This is a genomic window from Glutamicibacter sp. BW77, assembly GCF_002332285.1.
Taxonomy (GTDB): Bacteria; Actinomycetota; Actinomycetes; order Actinomycetales; family Micrococcaceae; genus Glutamicibacter; species Glutamicibacter bergerei.
The window spans coordinates 1-23,664 of the sequence record NZ_NRGT01000015.1 but is presented as its reverse complement, the minus strand read 5'-3'; the positions used below and the strand labels follow the sequence as shown (position 1 = coordinate 23,664).

Below are 23,664 nucleotides of genomic sequence, written 5' to 3'. Positions count from 1 at the left end.
CCTCCCGCGTGACAATTGAAGAACTACTAAGCGATCAACTACTTGAACGGATCCGCGCACGAGCCGCGGAATACGACGCGGAGAACAGCTTCGCCACCGAAGACTTCGAAGAGTTGGTCGGCTTGGGGTACTTAAAGGCGCTGGTGCCCGAATCCGCCGGTGGTCTGGGCTGGAGCTTCGAACAACTGGTGCTTGCTCAACGTCGACTGGCGACGGCGGCTCCGGGCACCGCGTTGGCGATCAATATGCATCAGGTCTGGGCCGGGGTCGCATACTTGCTTGCGGCACGCGGAGATATGCGGCTGAACATGGTTACCGACTGGATCACAGACGGAGAAGTGATGGCCTTCGGGATTTCGGAACCTGGTAATGATTCAGTGCTTTTTGATTCAAATACCGTGGCGGACACCGCGGCCGATGGTTCGGTGGCCTTCACCGGAACCAAGATCTTCACCTCACTTTCTCCGGCTTTTACTCGACTGGGAATCTTTGGCAAGGATGAGCAGACCGGGGAGTTAGTTCATGGCTTTGTGGCACGCGGAGAAAAAGTCCGCTCGCTGGGGGACTGGAACACCTTAGGAATGCGGGCGAGCCAGTCGCACACCACCAAATTGGAGGGTGCCATAGCACCAGCTGGGTGGGTGCATTCCAGATTACCGGTGGGTCCAAATGCTGACCCGCTGATCTTCGCAATCTTTGCGTCCTTCTTAACGCTCACCGCCAGCGTGTATGTCGGGATGGCTGAACGTGCGGTAGAGCTGAGCCAAAACGCGCTGAACAAACGCACCCATCAAGATGGCAGTAGTTACACCCAAGACGTTCGAGCTCGTGGTCTACTAGCCCAGTCAGGGATGCGGATGCTGAGCCTAGACGCACTGCAACGTGCGGTAGCCAGCGACCTGGAATCACGCGTTGATCACGGCGAGGGTTGGTTCCCGCGACTAGTGACGCTACGAACTCTGGCCGGACAAACCGCGCGAGAGAACGTGGAAACTGCCGGCCAATTGTTTGGTGGTGGCGGATACTTCCGAGGCAGCGAATTTGAACGCCTCTACCGAGATGTGCAGGCCAGCTGGTATCACCCCTCAAATGCTGCCTCGGCGGAAAACACCGTGGCTAGTTGGCTGGTGGGCCCACTAGAGTCCTGAGCGATCAAGCGTACTGACCACACGGATCACCTTGCGCCGCATCCAATATTTGCTGGCTCCACCCTCGTAGCGCAGGGTGCGAACATGCTCCCATTTTCCGTTATCCGAGTGTTCTCGCAAGGCTGCTCGGGCTACGTGTTTGGATTCCGTGGGGAAAGAAGTGATCACCAAATATTCGTACCGGTCATCATTATTCAAGTGCAGCGGGGCCTTGATAAGTTCCTGAAGCATTTCACCTCTATCGAAAGATGGCATTCGGTTGTAGCGTGTGTCTCATGAGCATCGAACCGAGCTACGCGCTACAACAGCTGATCTCACGACTTGAGCAGCACCTGACGGTGGTTTCCCAGAGTCGGGGATCGGCCGACGCAGCCGTTGACGCGGCTTTTGGATCTTTAGCCGACGCGTTCCAGACTTATGAGGATGCCCTCTACGACCAATATTCCGAACTACTTCCGTTCACCATACCCACGGATGACGACGATGACGAGTGAGTACGACCACGGATTGAATTTTCTTTCAAACGCCCGTTAATCACCGTGTCTCCCGCCCACGTGACGTAGTGTCAAGGGGTGAATTGGTTTGAAGCAGCTTTTCTCGGATTAATACAGGGCCTGACAGAGTTCTTGCCCGTCTCCTCATCGGCGCATCTGCGCATTGTGGGCGAACTTTTGCCCAACGCGCAAGATCCCGGTGCGGCATTTACCGCCATTACCCAACTGGGTACTGAAACCGCGGTCATCGTTTTTTTCTGGCGCGATATTGTGCGAATAATCGGAGCCTGGTTTAAGGCGATCACCGGCAAAATTCCGCATTCGGATCCGGACGCCAAAATGGGTTGGCTGATTATTGTCGGCTCGATCCCTATCGCATTTTTGGGCTTATTGCTCGAAAGCTACATCGATACGAACTTCCGTTCGCTCTGGATAGTGGCCACCACACTGGTGGTATTTGGCGTATTCCTTGCGATCGCTGACTACTACGGCAAACAAGAACGCACCTTGCAAACGCTGACCGTGAAACACGGTATCTTTTACGGTTTGGCTCAGGCTATGGCTTTGATTCCCGGTGTCTCACGCTCTGGCGGCACCATTACCGCCGGCTTGCTGATGGGCTACACCCGTGAAGCTGCGGCAAGATACTCGTTCTTACTCGCCATTCCCGCGGTTTACGCCTCGGGACTGTACAAGCTTTACAAGTCTTTCGCCGAGCCTGGCGTATACACGTTGGCGCAAACCGGTGTGGCCACCTTGGTGGCCTTCGTGGTCGGATTCTTTATCGTGGGCTGGTTCCTAAAGTTTGTTTCCACCCACTCCTACCGATTCTTCGTCTGGTACCGCTTGCTCTTGGGCCTAGGACTGTTCGTGTTTCTTGGCCTCGGTGTGATCAGCGCCTAATAAGACAAGAGAGTCAACGGGAATAAACTAAGTTCTCGTTGACTTGCTCTTAAGAGAAGATCGTCTATACATCTGCGAAAGGATGTACTCAGTGCTCGCGTGGAAGTCCCCGGAAGTACCGCATGTTGTCGGATCCGCACCCATCTTGGAGATTTTTGATACCTCCAGCGGAACCAAGCGGGCCACCGCGCCGGCCGATAAAGCCAACAGTCCAGCCAGCATGTACGTCTGTGGCATCACCCCATATGACGCCACACACATGGGTCACGCGGCTACCTATGTCACCTTTGACCTACTGCACCGTACCTGGTTGGATAACGGCCGTAAGGTGAGCTACACGCAGAACATCACCGACGTGGATGATCCGTTGCTCGAGCGTGCCACCGCGACGGGTGTTGATTGGCGCGATCTGGCCGAGAGCCAGATTCAGCTGTTCCGCACCGACATGGAAGCGTTGAATGTCATCGCCCCACATAACTACATCGGTGCCGTCGAGTCCGTGAGCTGGCTGGTGCCAGTAGTCGAACGACTGCTGGCCGCAGACTTGGCATACCGAGTGCCGGCGGGTGAAGACGGGGTGGATGGTGACATTTACTTTGACACCATGGCCTCGCAGAATGATGCGTGGAAGCTCGGTCAGGTATCAAACTACGACCGTGAAACGATGCTCGGCTTTTTCGCCGAACGCGGCGGAGACCCGCAGCGTGCAGGTAAGCGCGACCCGCTAGATCCACTGCTCTGGCGAATGGCTCGCGAAGGAGAACCTTCGTGGGATGGTGGAGAACTGGGCACCGGACGTCCGGGCTGGCACATCGAATGTTCGGTGATTGCCCGAAAGACACTGCCTGCACCGTTTACCGTTCAGGGTGGCGGCTCAGACCTGATCTTCCCGCACCACGAATTCTCTGCCGCACACGCTGCCGCCGATGATCAGCTCGAATTGGCGCAGAACTACGTGCACACCGGCATGGTTGGCCTGGACGGCGAAAAGATGAGCAAGTCCCTAGGCAACCTGGTGTTGGTCTCCAAACTGCGTGAGGCCGGGGTGGAGCCGGTGGCGATTCGCGCGGTGCTGCTCTCCCAGCACTACCGGACCAACTGGTCTTGGACCGATGACCTGTTGCAGCTGGCACAGCAGCGCATAGCCACCTGGCGGGAACGGATAACCGCTAGTGGCTTGGCCGAAGCTACCGCACTGCTCACCCGCATTCGCTCGCGCATGGCCGATGATCTGGACGCTCCAGCAGCGCTGGAAGCCATCGACCAGTGGGCGGCCACCGAGGCTGAAGGCAGCGGCGAAGGTAGCGAACTGCTAACCCGCGGCTTTGATGCTCTCCTAGGCCTGAAGCTCTAAGTTAGAAAAGAATCTCCATGCGAATTTCTTCGCATGGAGATTTTTTGTACCCTCAGCTTAGATTTCGAAGTCCGGACCTTGCCCGTCTCCCCGCGAGCGGCCACGCCTGCGCAGGTAGCGTTCAAACTCGCGCGCAATGGACTCGCCACTTGCTTCAGGTAATTCGCTAGCGTCCGAAGCCCGCTCGAGTTGCTGCACATATTTTGAGACATCCGGATCCGCCGCCAAAAGCTCATCGACCCCGCGTTTCCACGCGACCGCGTCTTCACGCAACTTTTCCGAGGTCACGCTCATCGGGATCAACTCCTCGAGCATTTCAACCAGCGCTAATTCCACCCGTGGGCTCGGTGCTTGGGCTACATAGTGGGATAACTGGGCCCAAAGCGACATAGTCGCAATTCCATGCTTGTCGAATTCCGCGCTTAAGACCGAAGGAATTCCTGTTGGACCCTCATAGCGTGATGCGGAGATATTAAAGAACTCCTGCAGCTTAGGATGATCGCTGTTCAGCACCGTAGGCACCGGGCGGGTATGCGGCACATCAGCCAACAGTGCACCCACGGAAAGTACCGCGTGAACATTGTGGGTTTGGGCGGCCCGCACGACCTGAGCACAAAAGGATTGCCACTTAAACGTGGGCTCCACGCCCACAACAATCAGCAGATCTGCTGGGGCTTGCTCGAGGTTGATGCGATAAACATCGGTGACCGGCCATTCGATCACCCGTCCAGTCTCTGTGAGCCGAGAATGCGGGCGAGTGAACTGGTAGTCGTAGTAATCATCTGAGCCCACGGTGGCGACATGTTCGGGCGAGGTGCTATTCAAAATGCGCCGGACCGCATCACTAGCGGCCGAGCCAGCATCATTCCAGCCCTCAAACGCCGAAATTAAGATGGTGGGACGCATCTCATGTTCGGTTTGCCCAACGAAGCCATTCAGCGTTGGTGCTTGGTAATCCTCGCTCATCACAAACCTCTTTCCTGCCACTTCACCGACCCGACGTATCCACCGAAGCGGTTTAGCCCCACTCTTCCATCTAGAATGGAGTCATGCCAAGCACCAGATCAGCGTTCGATACAAAAGTTTCATCCCACGGCCCGCAAGCGGTGCTGTGGGATATGGATGGGACCCTCATCGACACCGAACCCTATTGGATCAATGCCGAGATGGAACTCGTCAAAGCCCATGGTGGTACCTGGAGTGAGGAACAAGCATTTAACCTCGTCGGACAAGCGCTGCCTAACGGTGCCAAAATCCTTCAGGAAGCCGGAGTTAATCTCAGCATCCGCGAGATCATTGACCACTTATCGAGCAAGGTTATTGCCGGGTTGAGCCACGAAGTACCATGGCGCCCCGGAGCTCTGGAACTGCTCACTGCCGTGCATGCGGCAGGTATTCCCCAAGCGTTGGTCACGATGAGTGAACGTAGCATCGTGGATAAGCTCATGGAAGTACTACCCGAAGGTATCTTCACCGTCAGCGTCACCGGTGAGGAAGTCACCCACGGCAAACCAGATCCCGAACCCTACCGACGCGGACTAACCTTACTGAGTGAAAAGTTGGGCCGAGAATTTGAAGCCGCCCGCTGCATTGGCTTCGAAGATTCAAAACCCGGCATTCATTCTGCCTCGGCCGCCGAGCTACACGCAGTATTAGTCCCAAACGCCACCGATCCCGGAGTGGGGAACTGGCGACGGATCACGTCACTAGTTGATGTGGAAGTAGAAACCATGACCGATTGGTTGGTGCAGGTTAACGCGTGAGCGAAGTAACTGAAAAGGCCCCAGGGCTGAAGCTGGGGCGTATCGGCGGAGTGCCGGTGTACCTGTCTAGCTCGTGGTTCATTATTACCGCGGTCATCACCGTAGCCATCGGCATGCAATTATCCAATAACGCGCTGATCCCACCTGTTGTCGCTTACCTCTTGGGGTTTGCCTGCGCCGTGGTGATTGCCCTAGCTGTTCTCGTGCACGAGGTAGCGCACGCGCTCACGGCGCGCGCCTTCAAATGGCCAGATGCCCACATTGTGCTCACCCTGATGGGCGGACACACACAGTTCGGTTCCTTTAAAGCCAAGCCCGGAGCCTCTTTAGCTGTGGCTATGGCCGGTCCGCTATCGAACTTTGTGCTCGCCGGCCTAGCCTGGCTGGCTATGCAAATTCCAAGCCTCGGGTTATATCCGGGACTGCTGCTGAATTTCTTCGTCTACGCAAACCTGCTGCTCGGTGCGTTTAATGCACTGCCAGGACTTCCCTTAGACGGTGGGCGCCTCGTTGAATCTGCGGTGTGGAAACTAACCGGTTCACAGTTTAAAGGCACCATCGCCGCATCCTGGGTGGGCCGCCTTATTGTTATCGGCGTGGTCTTCTGGTTTGTGGTGCTTCCATATTTTAAGGGCCAACAGCCACAACTGATCACCATGGTGGTTGGCGTGATGGTGGCGGTCTTCATGTGGCAGGCGACTACACAGTTGATCAATCACGCAAAAATGATGCTGAACCTACCCAAGGTCATTGCCGGGGACCTGATGTCACCAGCCAGTGCCATGATGTCCGTAGCCACAGTAGCTGACGTGCACACCCGCAAACGGAACCGTGGGGGATCGATCATTTTGATTGACCCGCAGGGCATGCCTTGCGGTGTGGTAGATGAACAAGCGCTGAGCCGGGTAGCTGTTGAGGCAGCTTCCGAAGTCTCCGCCTTAGCTGTTTCGCGGGCTTTGGGCCGCGGAGCGGTGGTCGCTGCTGAGGCTGATGGCAGGCAACTGATCGATTATCTGGCCACTGTGGCTAGCGCAGAATATGCGGTGATCGACGCCCGTGGGGCCGTGGTCGGGTTATTGCACCAACGCAAAATTATTTCGGCCGTCACCGGCCGCAAAGCCTAAAAAGTTCTACAACAAAGGAAAACTCAGTGAGTGCTCAGAACACCGCAGCGCCGCATGGCGCGAACGCCCGTCGCGGCCCCTTCCGCGTCGGCGACCGTGTCCAGCTGACCGACGAAAAGCGTCGCATCAACACCATCACCCTTGAAGCCGGTGGAGAGTTCCACACGCACCAGGGCGTGTTGAGCCATGATCTGATCATTGGTACCTCCGAAGGCTCGGTGGTGGAAAACGTTGAAGGCGTGCGCTATCAGATGCTGCGTCCGCTGGCGAAGGACTTTGTTCTGTCCATGCCTCGAGGTGCTGCAGTGGTTTACCCCAAGGATGCCGCCCAAATTATTCAGTTTGGCGATATTTTCCCTGGTGCACGTGTAGTTGAGGCCGGCGTTGGGTCCGGAGCGCTGTCGATTTCACTGCTGCGTGCGGTAGGAGACCAGGGGTACCTGCACTCCTATGAGCGTCGTGAAGAGTTCGCAGACATTGCGCGAGGCAACATCGCTACGGTATTTGGTGGCGAGCACCCTGCCTGGAACCTTTCAATTGGTGATTTCCAAGAGAAGGTACTGGAAATTGAGGAACCAGGCAGCGTAGACCGCGTAGTGCTCGATATGCTCTCGCCGTGGGAATGCCTGGACGCTGTAGCCACGGTGCTGGCACCTGGCGGAGTTTGGACAAACTACGTGGCCACGGTGACCCAAATGTCCCGCGTGGTGGAAGCAATTCGCGCATCGGGCCAGTTCACCGAGCCCGATTGCTTTGAAACCATGGTGCGCGGTTGGCATGTTGACGGTTTAGCGGTTCGCCCGGATCACCGCATGGTGGCGCACACGGCGTTCTTGATCACCACTCGCCGGTTGGCCGACGCGCAGGAGGGCATCCCGAAAGCTAAGCGGATGAAAGAGCACGGTTACTCGGCCGAGGATCTGAACGCGTGGACCCGGGAACACGACGCCGAGCAGTGGACCGAATCCGCACTCGGAGAACGTGGCATTTCGCCCAAGAAACTTCGCCGCGCCGCCAAGGACGCCAACCGTCCTAACCGTGTCCGCGAAGGTGAAAACGTCTCGGATATCGAGAACTAACGTTTCAATATGTGAACTAAAGCCCTGGGAAATTCATTCCCGGGGCTTTAGCTTCCTAAGATGGAATCAGAGTGCCTCGCAAGATAGCCACCTCTGGTGGCCGCGCGAGGAGAAGTGTAAAGGTTGGGAGAATAACCGTGAGCGAAAACAACGAGGCACAACGCGTCGCCGAGCGTCTTCAGGTAACCGAACGTCAGGTCAACCTGCTTCGCGATAAAAATCGCAACCTAGATAAGCAGCTAGCCGGGATCAGTGGCAACAACCAGCGCCTAGTGTCCTTGCTAGAACAGACTCGCGAACAAATTATCAACCTCAAATCTGCGCTCGAAAAAGACGGTGATACGCCATTTAGCTACGGAACCATCGTGGCAAAACACCCGCGTAAACACCCGGAACCAGGCACCGGAATCGAAACCACCGCGGTACAGGCTGTCGACGTGATTTACTCCGGACGAAAAATGCGTGTATCCATAAGCCCACTGCTGGATTTCGACAAATTCCACATTGGCCAACAGGTACTCCTCAATGAGGCTCTCGTTGTCGTGGCAGGCCTAGGCTATGAACAAACCGGCGACCTAGTGACGATCAAGGAAATCCTGGAGCACCACCAAGCAGTAGTGATGACCCGCGGCGATGACCAGCGAGTCATCGAATTTGCTGAGCCACTGCGCGGTGAACATCTGCGCGTGGGAGATCAACTAACCATTGATTCGCGTACCGGGTTAGCGATCAACCGGGTACAGCTCACCGACATGCAGTCGCTAGTGCTCGAGGAAGTACCGGATATCGATTACTCGGATATCGGTGGACTGAACTCACAAATTGAAGCCATCCAAGACTCGGTCGAGTTGCCCTTCGCGCACCCAGAGCTTTATCGAGAACACGGACTGAGCGCCCCCAAGGGCATTCTGCTTTACGGCCCTCCGGGCTGCGGTAAGACCTTGATCGCCAAGGCCGTGGCAAATTCACTAGCCCAGCGCGCAGCAGCACGAAACGATAATACCCAATCCAGAAGCTACTTCCTGAACATCAAGGGCCCAGAACTACTGGACAAGTATGTCGGTGAGACCGAACGGCATATTCGCCTGATCTTCGCACGAGCCCGCGAAAAGGCGTTGCATGGCGACCCAGTCGTGGTGTTCTTCGACGAGATGGAATCGCTCTTCCGAACCCGTGGCACAGGTGTTTCTTCCGACGTTGAGACGACCATAGTGCCACAGTTGCTTGCCGAAATTGACGGTGTGGAGCGCTTGGATAACGTCATCGTTATTGGTGCCTCAAACCGAGAAGACATGATTGACCCGGCCATTTTGCGTCCGGGACGTTTGGACGTGAAGATCAAAATTCGTCGCCCCGACGCAGTGGGCGCCGCAGAAATTTTTGGTAAGTATCTCACCACAGACCTACCCCTGCATGAGGACGAGGTCACCGCCGATGGGGGAGAGCGCCAGAAGACCGTAGCAAGAATGATCAGCGACACCGTGGAAGCGATGTATTCCACCGAACGGATCAACGAATTCTTGGAAGTCACTTACGTCAACGGTCAAGTAGAGGTGCTCTATTTTAAGGACTTCGCCTCCGGGGCGGTCATTCACAATGTGGTGGACCGAGCAAAAAAGCATGCAATTAAGTCGTTGATCACTACCGGTGAACGCGGACTGAAAATGGAATACCTGTTGCGTGCAGTGCGTGAAGAGTTCGCCGAGCACGAGGATATGCCAAACACCACCAATCCCGATGATTGGGCGCGTATCTCCGGGCGCAAGGGGGAACGGATCAGCCATATTCGCTCGCTGGTTAATCAGAAGGGCAGCAAATGAGCGCTCGTCGGCTAGTGGGCCTGGAAACTGAGTACGGAATCATTCGGCCGTCCATGCCCAAAGCGAACTCCACGGTGCTCTCCGCGCAAATTGTGGACGGATACGCGCAATTAGTACGCGATAGCGACTCCGCAACTCGCGCCGCACGCTGGGATTATGCTGATGAGTCTCCGCTCAATGATGCTCGGGGTCATTCGGTGTCCCGCGAGGAAGCACATCCGAGTCAACTCACAGATTCTGAACCCACCTTAGAAGCCGAAAATCAGGTGTGGACCGCCGAATCTATTGCCTTAGACGGAAATGACGCACGCGTTGGTGCCACGTTGTATCAGGAAAATGACACCACCGACGTAGTAATGAATATGGTGCTCGGTAACGGTGCCCGACTCTATGTGGACCATGCGCATCCCGAATACTCCGGTCCGGAAGTGACCAGCCCGCGTGATGCGGTGCTCTGGGATCAAGCGGGCGATCAGGTAATGCGCCGGGCCGCAGCCTCGGCCGCCAGTTTGGGCAGTGGTGAACTGCTGTTATACAAGAACAACACCGACAATAAGTCGGTGTCTTATGGGTCGCACGAAAACTATCTGATCCCGCGCGATGTGGAGTTCTCCCGGTTAGTCGACGGGTTGACCGCATTTTTTGTCACCCGGCAGATTTTTTGTGGGGCAGGACGAGTGGGGCGCGGAATGCTCGGGCGCGGAGCCGAATTCCAAATCTCCCAGCGTGCCGATTTTTTTGAGGCAGAAGTTGGTCTGGAAACCACGGTCAACCGTCCGATCATTAATACTCGAGACGAGCCACATGCCAATTGGGATAAGTACCGCCGGTTACATGTGATCATCGGAGATGCAAACCTTGGTCAGATCTCCACACTGTTAAGAGTTGGCACCACAAACTTGGTGCTCAGCCTGATCGAAGCAGGAATGTCTCCGAAGCTTGAGCTAGCAGATCCGGTATCCGCCCTTCAGCAGATCAGCCACGACCCCACTCTGCAGGCCTCCGTGGCGCTGCGCGGTGGGCGTCGAATGACCGCTATCGAGATCCAGCGCAGCTATCTGGAAGCGGCCGAAACCTATTGTGCACAGCGCGAGGTCACCGACCCCGACACCACTGAAATTCTTAACCGTTGGCGTGCCATCTTGGACACCCTGGAACAAGATCCTATGCAGGCGGCCGGCCAGGTCGACTGGATCGCCAAATATTCGCTAATGAAGTCATTTACCGAACGCCACAACGTTGGGCTTGATGATCCGCGCATTGCACTGATGGACTTGCAATGGGCTGACCTGCGCCTGGACAAAGGATTGTATTATCGGATGGCCGCGCGAGGCCTGATGGAAACCATCTTCAGCCAGGAAGAAATTAATGCCGCGGTGGACAACCCACCCCACGATACCCGCGCCTACCTGCGAGGAATGACGCTGCAACGCTACGCACCCTACGTGGTAGCTGCCAACTGGGATGCGCTGTCATTCTCGGTACCAGGAGCAAGGAAAATCAACAGGTTCCACATGCCCGAACCATTGACGGGTAGTCGTGCGCAGGTTGGAGAACTCTTTGATGCGCAACTGGAGATCAATGAGTTCATCGATCAGTTGGCGCGGCATCGCTAAACAGCGCAGAATGAGAACTAGGCGTGCATCACCTGCCGCCAAAGATTTGAGGAGCAAGAAATGACCCAGGAAAACTTCTCGGCTCGCCGTGAAAATCAAGCCCAGCCGGTAGAAACCGAGCAGGTACAGGTAAATACCACCGGTACCAGTGCCGGCGTTGACGATTTGTTGGATGAGATCGATTCAGTACTTGAATCGAATGCCGAAGAATTCGTGCGTGGCTTCATTCAAAAGGGTGGCCAGTAACTTAGTTGCAGTCACGGGCATGACCAACATGTTGCTGGTTTACTCTGGCAACACCAATGAGGGGAAGTAGCTTCCGGTGGATCGCAGGATTTTCGGTTTAGAGACCGAATTTGGACTGAACTATGTGCCATCTGATGGGCGACGGCTCACTCCAGAAGACGCAGCCCGGCATCTTTTTCGTCCCGTTGTCGCGTGGGGACGAAGCTCCAACGTTTTCTTGAACAACGGTTCACGGCTTTACCTTGATGTTGGTTCCCACCCTGAATACGCTACCGCGGAATGTGATCAGTTGCTTCAACTGATTGCTCATGACCGCGCCGGTGAAACGGTGATGCTGGACCTGGTTGAACAGGCCGAAGAACAGCTACTCGAAGAAGGTCACGAAGGCCGATTGTTCTTGTTCAAGAACAATGTTGATTCCGCTGGTAATTCTTATGGATGTCACGAAAACTACTTGATCCCGCGCAAAGTCGAATTTAAGCGACTCGCGGATATGCTCATCCCGTTCTTGGTGACTCGTCAGCTGCTATGCGGTGCCGGTCATCTGGTTCAGATTGAAGATGAAACAAAGTTTGTCTTCTCCCAACGCGCGGACCACATGTGGGAAGGCGTTTCCTCAGCGACCACACGGTCTCGTCCAATTATCAACACTCGTGACGAGCCGCATGCGGATGCCCAGTATCATCGTCGTCTGCACGTGATCGTGGGGGACTCGTCGATGAGTGAGACCACGCAACTGCTGAAGATCGGTGCGACCGATCTGGTCTTGCGACTGATTGAATCCGGAGAGATCTATCATGATCTGCGCCTGGAGAACCCGATTCGTTCAATTCGCAGTATCTCTCATGATTTTACAGGGCAAACCGTGGTGCGGTTGATGTCCGGAGATGAACCAACCGCCTTGCAATTGCAGTGGAAAATCCTTGAGCTGGTAAAGGGATTTGTGGCCCGTCATGGCGCGCACCACGATCAGGTGGAACGGGTGCTTGAACTGTGGGAACGCGTTTTGGTAGCCGTTGAGAGTCAGAACTTCTCGTTAATCGACCAAGATATTGACTGGGCAATTAAGCACAAACTGATCACTGGTTACGCTGCCAAGAACAATCTGGGCCTAGATTCCCACCGCATTGCGCAGTTGAATTTGACCTACCATGACATTGACCCGACACGTGGTCTCTTCCACTTACTGCGTCGGCGCGGACTTGCTAGCTCGGTTCTCGACCCGCAGGCAATTGCAGATGCCGTAGAAAACCCGCCAGCCACCACGCGTGCGGCGATCCGCAGTAAATTCATCAGGGCCGCCAGAGAGACGGGTCGACGGTATTCCACCGACTGGGTGCACATGAAATATGAAGAAGGTGAAGGCGGGGTTGTATTGTGCAAGGACCCCTTTGCCACCACAAATTCGGCGGTTGATGAGCTAATTGAAATGATGCGCCGCCCCGTATGACCAGCTGAAAACAAGTATTTACACAGTAAATACCCCTAAGCTAGATGCAGATCGTTGCGACCGGGTCCCGTCCCGGTGCGTGTAGTAGAACCAATAGTTCTTATCGGAAAGAAGATTCGTGCGAAAAGTTTTGGCAGTTTGCGTAACCGCGTCCGTTTTGGCCCTGACCGCTTGTGGGTCAGGAACCACCTCACTCAGCAAAGTTGATGTAAAGCCGGCGGCTGACGAGCAGACCGCACCAGAGGTCAGCTTCGATGCCCCATTGTTGACCGATAAAGAAGAAGCGGTCACCGTGGTCGAAGGTGATGGTGCGGACATCAAAGATGGCGACACTATCGACATTCAGTCAGGCCTCTACAAAACCATTGACGGTCACTTGACAAATGAGAACTTCACCGGTGACACCACCCCGATGCCGGTAGATGAATCGCTTAAGACACAGATGCCGGCACTTTACGAGACTCTGCTCAAGTCACAGGTTGGTGACTGGATTGCTTACGCTGCCATCGATGGTGTTCAGCAGGCGGACGGAACCATGAAGGAGCCAGAAGCTGGTTCCCGCGCCGAGCGCCTGATTGTCATCAAGATCGCCGATTCAGTGAGCGCCAGCAAGCCGTTGAGCCAGGATGAGGTCAAGAAGCTGAAGGACGAGGGTAAGCTACCTACCGTAAAGACCGGTAAGGGCGATCCAGCGATCACCATCCCTAAGGACACTGAGGCCCCTGCAGGTCTAGCGGTTGATGTTCTTGAAGAAGGCACCGGACCGGCGACCTCCGATACTTCTAGCGCCAGCGTTCACTACCACGGTGTGCGTTGGGAAGACGGCAAGAAGTTTGATGGTAACTTCGGCTCGGATGAGGGTTTTGAAATGAAGATGTCCGGCGGCGTCATCAAGGGCTGGCTTGAAGGTCTAAAGGGCTTGAAGGAAGGCAGCAAGGTCTTGCTAAGCATTCCTGCCGATATGGCCTACGGCAAGAACCCACAGCCGGGTCAGCCTGAAGGACCACTGGTCTTTTACGTAGAATTAGACAAGGTAACTACCAGCAAGTAACAGAAAGGCCGTAAACATGTCTTTTGGAGAACGTAATTACGAGCGCACCAAGCCTGAAATTGATTTCCCAGGCACCGATGCACCTACCGAATTGGTCATCAACGATCTGATCGAGGGCGACGGCGCAGAAGTCACCCCGGGCACCACCGTGCAGGCTCATTACGTGGGCGTTTCATGGTCCACCGGCGAAGAGTTCGACTCTTCATGGGGCCGTGGCTCGACCCTCGACTTCCCAGTGGGCGTCGGCATGGTCATCCAGGGCTGGGACCAGGGACTCTTGGGAATGAAGGTCGGCGGACGCCGTCGCCTGGAGATCCCTTCCGAGCTTGCCTATGGTGAGCGCGGTGCGCCTGGTGCTATCGCACCTAACGAGGCATTGATCTTCGTGGTTGACCTGATGGGCACCAAGTAAGACCTTGATGAAAGCCCCAAGATTGCAATTTGGCAAATCTTGGGGCTTTCCTTGTCTTCAAAGTCATAGATCAGTGCGGAAGTTCGTTAGGGTAGGCACGTGAGAATAAAGCAGACTGACGGACCGAGCAAGGCCGAACGCCTAACAAGCCTCATCTATGCCTTGGCAACCACCGAACGACGGTTTAGTGCTGAGCGTATCGGAGACTACCTCAACCCAACAGGGAATGCCGAAGCGCGCGAAAAGGCCATCGAGCGGCTCAAGGACGACATCCGCAACGAGTTCGGTCTGCGGCTGATCACCGAGGTCATTGACGATATCCCGTATTACCGGATCGATACCAGTGACTGGTTCCTACCTGCCATCGACTTCTCCGTGGCAGAATCTTCCATGATCGCCTTGGCCGCCAGCCTCTGGAAAGACTCAAAAGTCCAGACTCTGGCATTGAGCGCCGCAGCCCGAATTACCGGCAACCAAAGTAACGATGCGAGTATTGCCCCCTACACCGGGGCCATGCTGCCACGGCTCTCGGTGGACGATCCAAACTTTAAAGCGTGCGCACTTGCGGTCTTTAATAAGAAAACACTGAAGTTTGATTATGAAGATGCCCAAGGAAATACCACTAAACGGGTCGTCGATATGTGGGGGATCGGACAGCGCTTCGGCAATTGGTACTTCACCGGATGGGATCATCACCGCGAGGCCCAACGCGTGTTCCGGCTCAACCGGTTGCAAGGTCACTTCACCATTCAGGTCCGGCGAGAAGGCGCTTCCAACACCGATTATCATCCTCGTCCGCAAGATTTTTCCATGACAGAGGTGCTCCAAGATTTTGATCTGCGAAATCCCGGTCACCTGGCAGTTGTAGAACTGCTCGACGACTCGGCCACTCCGTTGCGCGCTCGAGCTATCAACGGAACTCGTAGCTCAGCAACGTTGAATATTGGTTATGCAGACCAGCACTCTTTCGCCGCAGAATTGGCCAGTTTTGGCCCGGCAGTCAAAGTCATGCAACCGCGCGAACTGGCGTTACAGGTGGCCAATACCCTCAAAGATGCCCGGGCAGCTCAGCACGATATTGCACAGCTTTCAGCGCTCAAAGACGTCAAGTTTAAACCGCATCGCGCCCTCGGACGTAGCTCGACGGCCCAACAGGTCATGCGTAATATCGACATGATCCAGTACGTCGTCGCGCAGGGCTCGGTGACGATTGGCGAGCTCTGTGAACGTTATTCGATGACCCAAGCCAAAGTTCGCGATGAACTGGCGATGATCATGATGTGTGGAGTGCCCAATGGGCAGCACGATGAACTGATCAACGTCAACGATGGCGACCTCGACTCGGACGAAGTCACCATCACCAACGCAGCGTTCCTTGCCGAACCGCAAAAACTCGCTCCCTTGGAAGCAGTGGCAGTGCTTGGTGGCCTGAACGCCTTAGATAGCATCCCCGCCTTTGAACACCGCGAGGTCTTGCGTAGCGCGCTGCAAAAAATCAATGCGGCCGTGGCACGGTTTGATGGGTGGAACGGAGCGCTGGGTTTTGCGCTGACTCAGGTACGTGAGCATGACACTCCCGCCCAGCTCATTCAGGCGCTACGCACCAAAGTTGTCGCCGATATAGATTACTACTCGGCGAATTCCCAAACTCACCAACGACGTGAGATTGAACCGATTAGGCTGATCGAGGACGGGCCAGTGCAGTACTTGCGCGCTTGGTGTCGCAAGCGCCAGGCCATCCTCACCTTCCGCGTTGATCGGGTTCTTGATGTGAAACTCACCGAGGAACCATTTGTTCTTGGCGAACGTCATCAAGACTATGAGAAGCTTGATTTCAGCTATTCGGCAAACAGTGATGATCTAGAAGTTGAATTTTATGTAGCTGCCGAAGCCGTGGCAGTTATCGAGGCTTTCAACCCGATAGCATGGTCTCAATCCAAGGTTGAATCAGGTCACTTGGCAAAAGTTCGACTTTCAGACCATCTGGTAGCTGCTCCATGGGTTGCACGCCACGGCGGTAAGATTGTTGTTGTCGGCCCTGATGCTACACGCGAACGCGTGGAGAAATGGTTGGACGACGCTATCAGAATGTATGAGGATTGATAGATGCTTCCTTGGTGGTTTTGGGTTCTCTTATGGACCGTGCTGATTCTCGCGACACTGCTCTTAGCGGTGCTTGCCGGGTTCCGCCTGTTCCGTCGAGCCATGTCCGTGCTCGACGGCGCCTCTGACGCAGCGGACCATATCAGCGGGGAATTTGCTAAACCTGGAACGGTGGTAGCTTATGAACCGGTGGTTCGGCGTTACCCGCACGGAACCGATGCAACGCATGGCGAGCGGGAAGAAATTTCCGAGTTACGCCACCTCGGTAAGGCTGAGCGAATTGAGGCACGTCGCGTCAAACGTGTGGCCCGTCGCAGTAACCGGGGTCAGGCGCAAAACATGCGCGATCTGAATCTGTTCTGACGTAGACTTAAGTTTGAGAGAAGGGGAACCACATGTTTGGTTTACAGGGATGGCACTTAGCTATCATTATCGTTTTAGCATTACTACTTTTCGGCGCTCCAAAGCTTCCAGGCATGGCTCGGTCTTTGGGTCAGTCGCTACGTATTTTTAAGTCTGAGGTTCGTCAGATGAAAGACGACGACAAGCCTGAAACCGTTGACGGTACCGTCAACGAACCTAATCCCAATGAAAAGAACAACTCGTAGACCTCTTCAGTGGTAAATAGCAAAGATAAAGAACCGCGCACTAAAAAGAAGTCGCGGTCCAAAGACGCTGAGGGGCGGATGTCCCTCAAAGCTCACCTGATTGAAGCTCGCAACCGACTCTTTAAGTCGTTGATCGCCCTGGTGATAGGCACCGTAGCCGGGTTCTTCCTCTACGACGAGCTCTTGGCGTTGCTCATCGAACCGGTTCGTGCCGCAGGTGGGTCCATTACCTACACCTCCGTGATGTCACCTTTTGACATCATGCTTAAGGTCGCGATTTTTGTTGGTGTGGTCGCATCGTCCCCGGTGTGGATCTATCAAATCTGGGCGTTCATCATCCCGGGACTCAAAAAGAAGGAACGCCGGCTCAGCTACTCCTTCGCCGCGGTAGCCGTACCACTCTTCCTCTTTGGCATAGCTATGGCGTACTTCGTGTTGCCCTTTGCTTTGCAATTCTTCGTGAGCCTTGCTGCGGCAAACTCCGAAACACTCTTCACCATCGATACCTACCTGCCCTTCATCTTCCGCTTGCTGCTCGCCTTCGGCCTAGCCATGTTGGTACCAGTACTGATGGTCGGGCTAAACATGGTTGGAGTACTCTCCTCCAAGCTGATTCTCAAAAACTGGCGCATCACGGTGTTCATCATCGCTCTGGTGGCAGCCATGGCAGCTCCAGGCGGCGATGCAATCACCATGTTCGCCCTAGCCGGACCGCTGTTCCTGACCTTTGCGGCAGCCACACTGTTCTGCTACATCAACGATAAAAAACGCGCAAAGAAACAGGCGGAACAAGACGCTGCCAACGAAAACATGGCAGCTGGGTCAGCCTCCTCGATCGATACCCCTAGCACCGAGGTCTAGCGCCCCTCTAAATATGTGTTTCGGAACGGCAACCCCGTTCCAGAAAGTGAACGGCCGATAGTGACTTCACCCGCGGAACGATACGCGAATTCCAAGGCGCGACAGGTCGAGAACGGCACCTATTTGCCTGACTTCCGCGCCAGCATGTCGTTTACTCTCGACGAGTTCCAGTCCCAAGCCTGCCATTCAGTGGCGAAGGGCCATAGTGTCCTCGTGGCGGCGCCCACCGGAGCCGGTAAAACCGTAGTAGGCGAATTCGCCATTTACCAAGCAATACAGGAGAACCGCAAGGCCTTCTATACGACGCCAATTAAGGCGTTGAGTAATCAGAAGTACTCCGAATTGGTTAAACGCTACGGACCGGAAACAGTGGGTCTACTCACCGGCGACACCTCGATCAACAGCGAGGCCCAGGTGGTCGTGATGACCACCGAGGTGCTACGCAATATGCTCTACGCTGACTCGCGAACGCTGGACGGCTTGGGCTACGTGATCATGGATGAGGTGCACTATCTGGCCGATAAGTTCCGCGGTGCGGTCTGGGAAGAAGTCATCATCCATCTGCCGTCCAACGTGCAGACCATATCGCTTTCAGCCACCGTATCGAACGCCGAAGAATTTGGTGGATGGCTAGATACTGTCCGCGGACAAACCGACATTGTCGTCTCTGAGCATCGCCCTGTGCCACTTTTCCAACATGTCATGGTTGGTCCGCAGCTCGTTGATTTGTTTGCCGAAGACGTAGCTTTTGAGCAGGCCGCCGATGATGACGCGAAAATCAGCGTAAATCCGGAACTGCGCAAACTCGTGCGCGGACACCGCCCCACAGGACGCTCACACCGAGGCGGAAGAGGACCACAACGAGGTCGGGCTCAGGGCCCAGGGCAAAGCCTAAGGGTGAGTCGCCGCGATGTCATTTCGCGGTTGGAAAAAGCCGAACTTCTTCCTGCAATTTTCTTTATCTTTTCGCGTAAGGGCTGCGATATGGCGGTCCAACAGTGCGCCATGGCAGACTTGCGGCTGACTTCTAACGAAGAAGCTGGCCAGATCGCTGGGGTGCTCGACGAACTGGCCCATCGAATCCCCAGTGAAGACCTCGACGTCTTAGAATTCTGGTCGTGGCGTGACGGTTTAGTACGTGGTTTTGCTAGTCACCATGCAGGTCTGTTGCCAATCTTCAAAGAAATCGTGGAAGATCTATTCGCACGAAATCTGATCAAGGTGGTTTTTGCTACCGAGACGCTCGCCTTGGGTGTTAACATGCCAGCGCGCTCTGTGGTGCTTGAAAAACTTGTGAAGTTTAACGGCGAATCCCATGTTCAGATCACTTCGGGGGAGTACACCCAACTCACCGGGCGTGCCGGACGCAGAGGAATCGACGTAGAGGGCCACTCCATTGTGCTGTGGAACCCCGACATTGAGCCAGAGGCGTTAGCCGGACTGGCCTCGCGACGTACCTATCCGCTGAACTCGTCCTTCCGCCCGACCTACAACATGTCTACCAACCTGCTCGCTCAGTTTGGACGTGAGCAAACACGGCAGATTCTTGAATCGTCCTTTGCGCAGTACCAAGCGGACCGCTCGGTAGTTGGCATGGCGCGCCAGGTTCGTTCGCGCGAAGAATCGCTGGCTGGATACGAAAAATCCATGGAATGCCACCTGGGGGACTTCCGCGAATACCTTCAACTACAGCGCAACATTTCCGAAGCGGAAAAGCGGTCGGCCAAAGATCGCAAGACGCTGCGTCGCTCGGCGGCTGAAACTTCGTTGCAGTCGGTAATTCGCGGAGATGTCATCGACCTGCCAGGCGCGCGACGCTTTGGACGCGGCGTGATCGTTGCATTGGACGAGTCACTCTACAATCCCCGGCAGACCGTGCTCACCGAAGAAGGCCAGTTGCGCCGAATCTCGGTGGAAGACCTGAACGGACCGCTGGAAATCGTTTCCCGCATCCGCATCCCGAAGGGGTTCACCGGTAACAGCCCTAAGGAGCGCCGTGCGCTGGCAGCCTCTTTACGTTCTGCGATTGAGGAGCAGCGTCCACCACGACAGGATGCGCCAAGCTTCAATTTTGAGGGGGCAGACTCCTTCGAACGGGAAATTGCTGCGCTACGTGAGGCGATGAAAGAGCACCCTTGCCATGCCTGTTCTGACCGTGACGCACATATGCGTTGGGCCGATAGGTATTGGAAGCTGAAGAAGGATACGGATAAGTCCCGTCGGGCCATTCGTGGACGCACCAATACCATCGCCACAGAATTCGATAAAGTTTGTAAGGTGCTCGAGTTATTTGAGTACCTAGTGCCGAGCAATGATGGTGAAGATTACGACATTACCGACTCCGGCCGTCGCCTGCGCCGGATCTATGGTGAACGTGATCTGCTCACCAGCCAGGTGCTAGAAACCGGTAAACTTAACGGTCTTAATCCCGAAGAACTCTGTGCAGTGGTCGCCGCGTTGGTCTATCAGGGCCGGCGTGACTATGACCGTCCAGATCCCAAGATGCCGACGGTACGTGTTGGCGATATTTGGACTCAGACAATTAATATCTGGGGCAAACTCTCGGACGCCGAAGAAGCTATGTCGCTGAACCAAACCGCGCCGCCGGAAGCTGGCCTGATCTGGCCCATGTATAAGTGGTCCCGTGGGTCCTCGCTGAACAGCTCGCTACGCGGTTCAGATATGGCCCCTGGCGATTTTGTGCGCTGGGCTAAGCAGGTCATTGACACCTTAGATCAATTTGGCAAGAACACGGACCTCCCGGTCCAGCTGGTGAAGTCCGCTCGTCAAGCAGTGGACCTCGTCAAACGTGGCGTCGTCGCCTACTCCAACGTCCTCTGATCAACCGCAATGTTCAGAGAGTAAAGGAAATAACTCGTGGCAACTACCTTGTACCGCAATGGAACTATCTATTCGGCCGCTGACCCCTTCGCAACGGCGCTACTCATTGATTCGGACACCGTCGCGTGGCTTGGCGGTGAAGAAGCTGCCGAGCGGTATGTAGAGAAGGCAGACGAAGTCATTGACCTTGCCGGTGCGCTGATCACCCCAGCATTCGTTGAATCTCACACGCACCTAGCCGCCTTGGGCCGAAACCTTGGGGGAGCGGACCTGGGGGCAGCCTCCTCTGGCAGTCAATTGCTTGAACTGCTCTCGGCCCGAGCCAAAGGTGCCGAGTCGGTAATCATCGCCCAGGGCTGGGATGAAACCAGCTGGGTGGATTCGAGCCTGCCGAGCGAAACCGATTTGAGTTCCGCTGCCGGCGGCCGACCGTATTACCTTGCACGCCGTGATGTACACAGTGCCCTGGTTAACCGTGAACTATTAGACCGCTTAGGTTTGGGCTCAATTGCCTCCGGCGTGGTGCGCGGTGCCGAACATGATCAGGTGCGCCAAGCACTGCTGGCCGAAGGCCCTGGGGTTGAAGAATTCCAGCGCGTGGCTTTAGAACACTACGCAGCCCGCGGTTTTGCGACGGTCGTGGAAATGGCAGCACCACACCTTGAGGGACGCGAAGCGTTGGACCAGCTGTTAGCCGCTGATCAAGCGGACCTTCCTCAGGTATATGCCTACTGGGGTGAGCTAGTGCAGGAAGAGACCGCCGCTGAGCAACTAATTCGTTCCTTCCCACAGGGCCGGGTCCTTGGCTTGGGTGGAGATCTATGTGTTGACGGTTCGATCGGGTCTCGGACGGCACTGCTACGCGAAGATTATGCCGATGATGCCGGCAACCGCGGACTGGCTTACTTGAGCATCGAAGAAATCACCGCTCATTTGGTCGCCTGCTCGAGCAAGGGAATCCAAGCAGCCTTCCATGTCATTGGTGATGCAGCATTGGACTTGTTGCTTGAGGGATTTGATGCGGCAGCCGAACAGGTTGGCGTCGCTAAGCTGCAAGCTGCCCGTCACCGTTTAGAACATGCCGAGATGGTTGACGAGGCGACGCGTGCGCGCTTGCTCAGCTATTCGATTACCGTTTCCATGCAACCTGGCTTTGATGCACTCTGGGGCGGGCCTGAAGGCATGTACGAGCAACGCCTGGGTGAACGCGCGGCAACGATGAACAATCTATCCGCGATGCTCTCCAGCGGCGTTCCACTGGTTCTCGGATCAGACGCTCCGGTGACCGAAGTCAACGGTTGGGCCGTGGTGCACGCCGCCATGAGCATGAGCAACGAATCCGGTCGAATTTCGGCTCGAGCTGGGTTTATGGGTCAAACCCGTTCGACCTACCGCGCAATGGGGGAGATGAATCCCTTCGCTGGACAGTTGTTAATTGGTGCTCCGGCAACATTTGCGATCTGGAGTGCCTCCGAACTGGCCATTCAAACTCCCGATGAGCGGATTAGTTCGTGGAGTACAGATGCGCGAGCCGGAACACCGATGTTGCCGGTGGTTGATCAGGAGATCCCTACCTGCTTGCGTACCGTACGCGCCGGTGTTTTGCTGTTCGATCAGCTGGATCAACTAAATGAGCCGACAGCGTAATCGTCCTTCTTAGAAGTTCCTCAATATCACGAATCTAGCCTTTGACGTGTAAATATTTGATGAAGATTGTAGTCATCTTATGGTTGACAATCGGGGTGGGTAAACGGTTAGGCTGGGGGATAGCGCCTCATCGTGATGCAGTAGCATTGCGTTCGAAACGACGCAGCACGATAGCGATCCCCGGTGACATTAGATAACATTTCGCGTTCTTTAAAGATGTGAGATTGGGCCGAAGTCACCGGGGATTGCTGTGTCTGATAGTGTCGCCCGATTCAGGGGTGTCTATAATTTAAGTTTGGCTTGACTCTCCGCCCAGTTCGCCGGGTGGAACTTCTGTTGTATATCTAGAAAGGTGCCGCCGCGTGCGCGTCATTACGATCATTCCGACCTATAACGAATTGGAGTCGCTCCCGCTGACAGTGGGGCGTCTTCGCCAGGCCGTTCCGGATTCGGATGTTCTGATCGTGGACGATAACTCCCCGGACGGCACCGGTGAGCTTGCCGACAAGTTCGCAGCCGAGGACTCATCGATCCACGTTCTACACCGCACCGGCAAGGACGGGCTTGGAGCCGCGTACATTGCTGGTTTCCGCTGGGCGCTCGAGCGCGACTATGACGTCCTCGTAGAAATGGACGCCGACGGTTCACACATGCCAGAACAACTGCCACGCTTGCTAGAAGCCAGCGCAGCAGGCGCTGACCTAGTCATTGGTTCACGTTGGGTCAAGGGCGGCGAAGTCGTCAACTGGCCGCTACATCGTAAGCTGATTTCCCGAGGAGGCAGCTTCTACGCTCGCACCATGCTCGGTTTGGGATTACGCGATATCACCGCAGGCTACCGCGCCTTCAAGCGTTCTACTCTCGAAGCCATCGATTTTGATGCCGTAGAGTCACGCGGTTACGGTTTCCAGGTCGATATGACCTTCCGTGTAGCGATGCTACGTAAGAAGATCGTAGAAGTTCCGGTGACCTTCGTGGAGCGCGAACTCGGTGATTCAAAGATGAGTGGAAACATTGTCTTTGAAGCAATGTGGAATGTGACCCGTTGGGGCATGAGTGCTCGCTGGAAGAAGCTGACCTCAAAGAAGTAACCTCACCGAGGCAAAACAAAGGAGTGGTGGTTTCCAACCCTAGGGTTGGAAAC

General features: G+C 55.4%; 22 protein-coding genes. 20 read left to right on the top strand and 2 right to left on the bottom strand.

Going from position 1 to position 23,664, the window contains the following annotated elements; genetic code table 11:
* The first annotated feature begins 8 nt into the window (after window positions 1–8).
* Window positions 9–1,148 (top strand): acyl-CoA dehydrogenase family protein, encoded by a 1,140-nt coding sequence (locus CIK74_RS01715; protein ID WP_096253976.1) that lies wholly within the window; start codon window positions 9–11, stop codon window positions 1,146–1,148.
* Here CIK74_RS01715 and CIK74_RS01710 read toward each other — a convergent pair.
* On the bottom strand, window positions 1,137–1,379 hold the full coding sequence (locus CIK74_RS01710) for a DUF5703 family protein (RefSeq protein ID WP_096253975.1): 243 nt from the start codon (window positions 1,377–1,379) through the stop codon (window positions 1,137–1,139). The genes CIK74_RS01715 and CIK74_RS01710 overlap by 12 nt on opposite strands.
* 44 nt (window positions 1,380–1,423) lie before the next feature.
* Here CIK74_RS01710 and CIK74_RS01705 point away from each other — a divergent pair, with 44 nt between their 5' ends.
* The 3 genes from CIK74_RS01705 to mshC all read left to right on the top strand — a co-directional run bounded on the left by CIK74_RS01705 (window position 1,424) and on the right by mshC (window position 3,899).
* A complete protein-coding gene (locus CIK74_RS01705) occupies window positions 1,424–1,642 on the top strand; it encodes a hypothetical protein (RefSeq protein WP_096253974.1) in 219 nt (72 codons plus the stop codon).
* A 78-nt stretch (window positions 1,643–1,720) separates the two neighbouring features.
* The gene (locus CIK74_RS01700) at window positions 1,721–2,545 is read left to right on the top strand and encodes an undecaprenyl-diphosphate phosphatase (protein ID WP_096253973.1); all 825 of its coding nucleotides are present in this window, start codon (window positions 1,721–1,723) and stop codon (window positions 2,543–2,545) included.
* A 91-nt stretch (window positions 2,546–2,636) separates the two neighbouring features.
* Entirely contained in the window at window positions 2,637–3,899 is a 1,263-nt protein-coding gene (gene mshC, locus CIK74_RS01695; RefSeq protein WP_170947693.1) for a cysteine--1-D-myo-inosityl 2-amino-2-deoxy-alpha-D-glucopyranoside ligase, read from the top strand.
* A gap of 57 nt (window positions 3,900–3,956) precedes the next feature.
* On the opposite strand, the gene CIK74_RS01690 is transcribed toward mshC, so the two are convergent.
* Entirely contained in the window at window positions 3,957–4,865 is a 909-nt protein-coding gene (locus CIK74_RS01690) for a PAC2 family protein (RefSeq protein ID WP_096253971.1), read from the bottom strand.
* An 83-nt stretch (window positions 4,866–4,948) separates the two neighbouring features.
* Here CIK74_RS01690 and CIK74_RS01685 point away from each other — a divergent pair, with 83 nt between their 5' ends.
* The 16 genes from CIK74_RS01685 (at window position 4,949) to CIK74_RS01610 (ending at window position 23,611) form a co-directional block, all read left to right on the top strand.
* Window positions 4,949–5,662, top strand: a complete 714-nt coding sequence (locus CIK74_RS01685) for an HAD family hydrolase (RefSeq protein WP_096253970.1) — start codon at window positions 4,949–4,951, stop codon at window positions 5,660–5,662.
* The gene (locus CIK74_RS01680) at window positions 5,659–6,786 is read left to right on the top strand and encodes a site-2 protease family protein (protein ID WP_096253969.1); all 1,128 of its coding nucleotides are present in this window, start codon (window positions 5,659–5,661) and stop codon (window positions 6,784–6,786) included. The genes CIK74_RS01685 and CIK74_RS01680 overlap by 4 nt, the downstream gene beginning before the upstream one ends.
* Before the next feature lie 26 nt (window positions 6,787–6,812).
* A complete protein-coding gene (locus CIK74_RS01675) occupies window positions 6,813–7,865 on the top strand; it encodes a tRNA (adenine-N1)-methyltransferase (RefSeq protein WP_188685955.1) in 1,053 nt (350 codons plus the stop codon).
* Between the two features lie 137 nt (window positions 7,866–8,002).
* Window positions 8,003–9,685, top strand: coding sequence for a proteasome ATPase (gene arc / locus CIK74_RS01670; protein ID WP_240520426.1), 1,683 nt, complete (start codon window positions 8,003–8,005; stop codon window positions 9,683–9,685).
* Window positions 9,682–11,301 (top strand): depupylase/deamidase Dop, encoded by a 1,620-nt coding sequence (dop, locus tag CIK74_RS01665; RefSeq protein WP_096253967.1) that lies wholly within the window; start codon window positions 9,682–9,684, stop codon window positions 11,299–11,301. Before arc ends, dop begins: the two co-directional genes overlap by 4 nt.
* Window positions 11,302–11,361: 60 nt before the next feature.
* Window positions 11,362–11,547 carry a ubiquitin-like protein Pup gene (locus CIK74_RS01660; protein ID WP_096253966.1) on the top strand — a complete coding sequence of 62 codons (186 nt, stop codon included), beginning with the start codon at window positions 11,362–11,364 and terminating at the stop codon, window positions 11,545–11,547.
* A gap of 76 nt (window positions 11,548–11,623) precedes the next feature.
* On the top strand, window positions 11,624–12,997 hold the full coding sequence (pafA, locus tag CIK74_RS01655; protein WP_096253965.1) for a Pup--protein ligase: 1,374 nt from the start codon (window positions 11,624–11,626) through the stop codon (window positions 12,995–12,997).
* A 118-nt stretch (window positions 12,998–13,115) separates the two neighbouring features.
* A complete protein-coding gene (locus CIK74_RS01650) occupies window positions 13,116–14,048 on the top strand; it encodes an FKBP-type peptidyl-prolyl cis-trans isomerase (protein WP_096253964.1) in 933 nt (310 codons plus the stop codon).
* 16 nt (window positions 14,049–14,064) lie between these two features.
* Window positions 14,065–14,460, top strand: a complete 396-nt coding sequence (locus CIK74_RS01645; RefSeq protein ID WP_096253963.1) for an FKBP-type peptidyl-prolyl cis-trans isomerase — start codon at window positions 14,065–14,067, stop codon at window positions 14,458–14,460.
* A gap of 99 nt (window positions 14,461–14,559) precedes the next feature.
* A complete protein-coding gene (locus CIK74_RS01640; protein ID WP_096253962.1) occupies window positions 14,560–16,563 on the top strand; it encodes a WYL domain-containing protein in 2,004 nt (667 codons plus the stop codon).
* Between the two features lie 3 nt (window positions 16,564–16,566).
* Window positions 16,567–16,926, top strand: a complete 360-nt coding sequence (locus CIK74_RS01635) for a hypothetical protein (protein ID WP_096253961.1) — start codon at window positions 16,567–16,569, stop codon at window positions 16,924–16,926.
* A 32-nt stretch (window positions 16,927–16,958) separates the two neighbouring features.
* Complete coding sequence (gene tatA, locus CIK74_RS01630; protein ID WP_096253960.1) at window positions 16,959–17,171, top strand: Sec-independent protein translocase subunit TatA; 213 nt, start codon at window positions 16,959–16,961, stop codon at window positions 17,169–17,171.
* A gap of 78 nt (window positions 17,172–17,249) precedes the next feature.
* Window positions 17,250–18,032 carry a twin-arginine translocase subunit TatC gene (gene tatC, locus CIK74_RS01625; protein ID WP_096253959.1) on the top strand — a complete coding sequence of 261 codons (783 nt, stop codon included), beginning with the start codon at window positions 17,250–17,252 and terminating at the stop codon, window positions 18,030–18,032.
* 60 nt (window positions 18,033–18,092) lie between these two features.
* On the top strand, window positions 18,093–20,873 hold the full coding sequence (locus CIK74_RS01620) for a DEAD/DEAH box helicase (RefSeq protein WP_096253958.1): 2,781 nt from the start codon (window positions 18,093–18,095) through the stop codon (window positions 20,871–20,873).
* A gap of 36 nt (window positions 20,874–20,909) precedes the next feature.
* Complete coding sequence (locus tag CIK74_RS01615; RefSeq protein WP_096253957.1) at window positions 20,910–22,520, top strand: amidohydrolase family protein; 1,611 nt, start codon at window positions 20,910–20,912, stop codon at window positions 22,518–22,520.
* Window positions 22,521–22,882: 362 nt separating this feature from the next.
* Window positions 22,883–23,611, top strand: a complete 729-nt coding sequence (locus CIK74_RS01610) for a polyprenol monophosphomannose synthase (protein ID WP_096253956.1) — start codon at window positions 22,883–22,885, stop codon at window positions 23,609–23,611.
* Window positions 23,612–23,664: the final 53 nt, after the last annotated feature.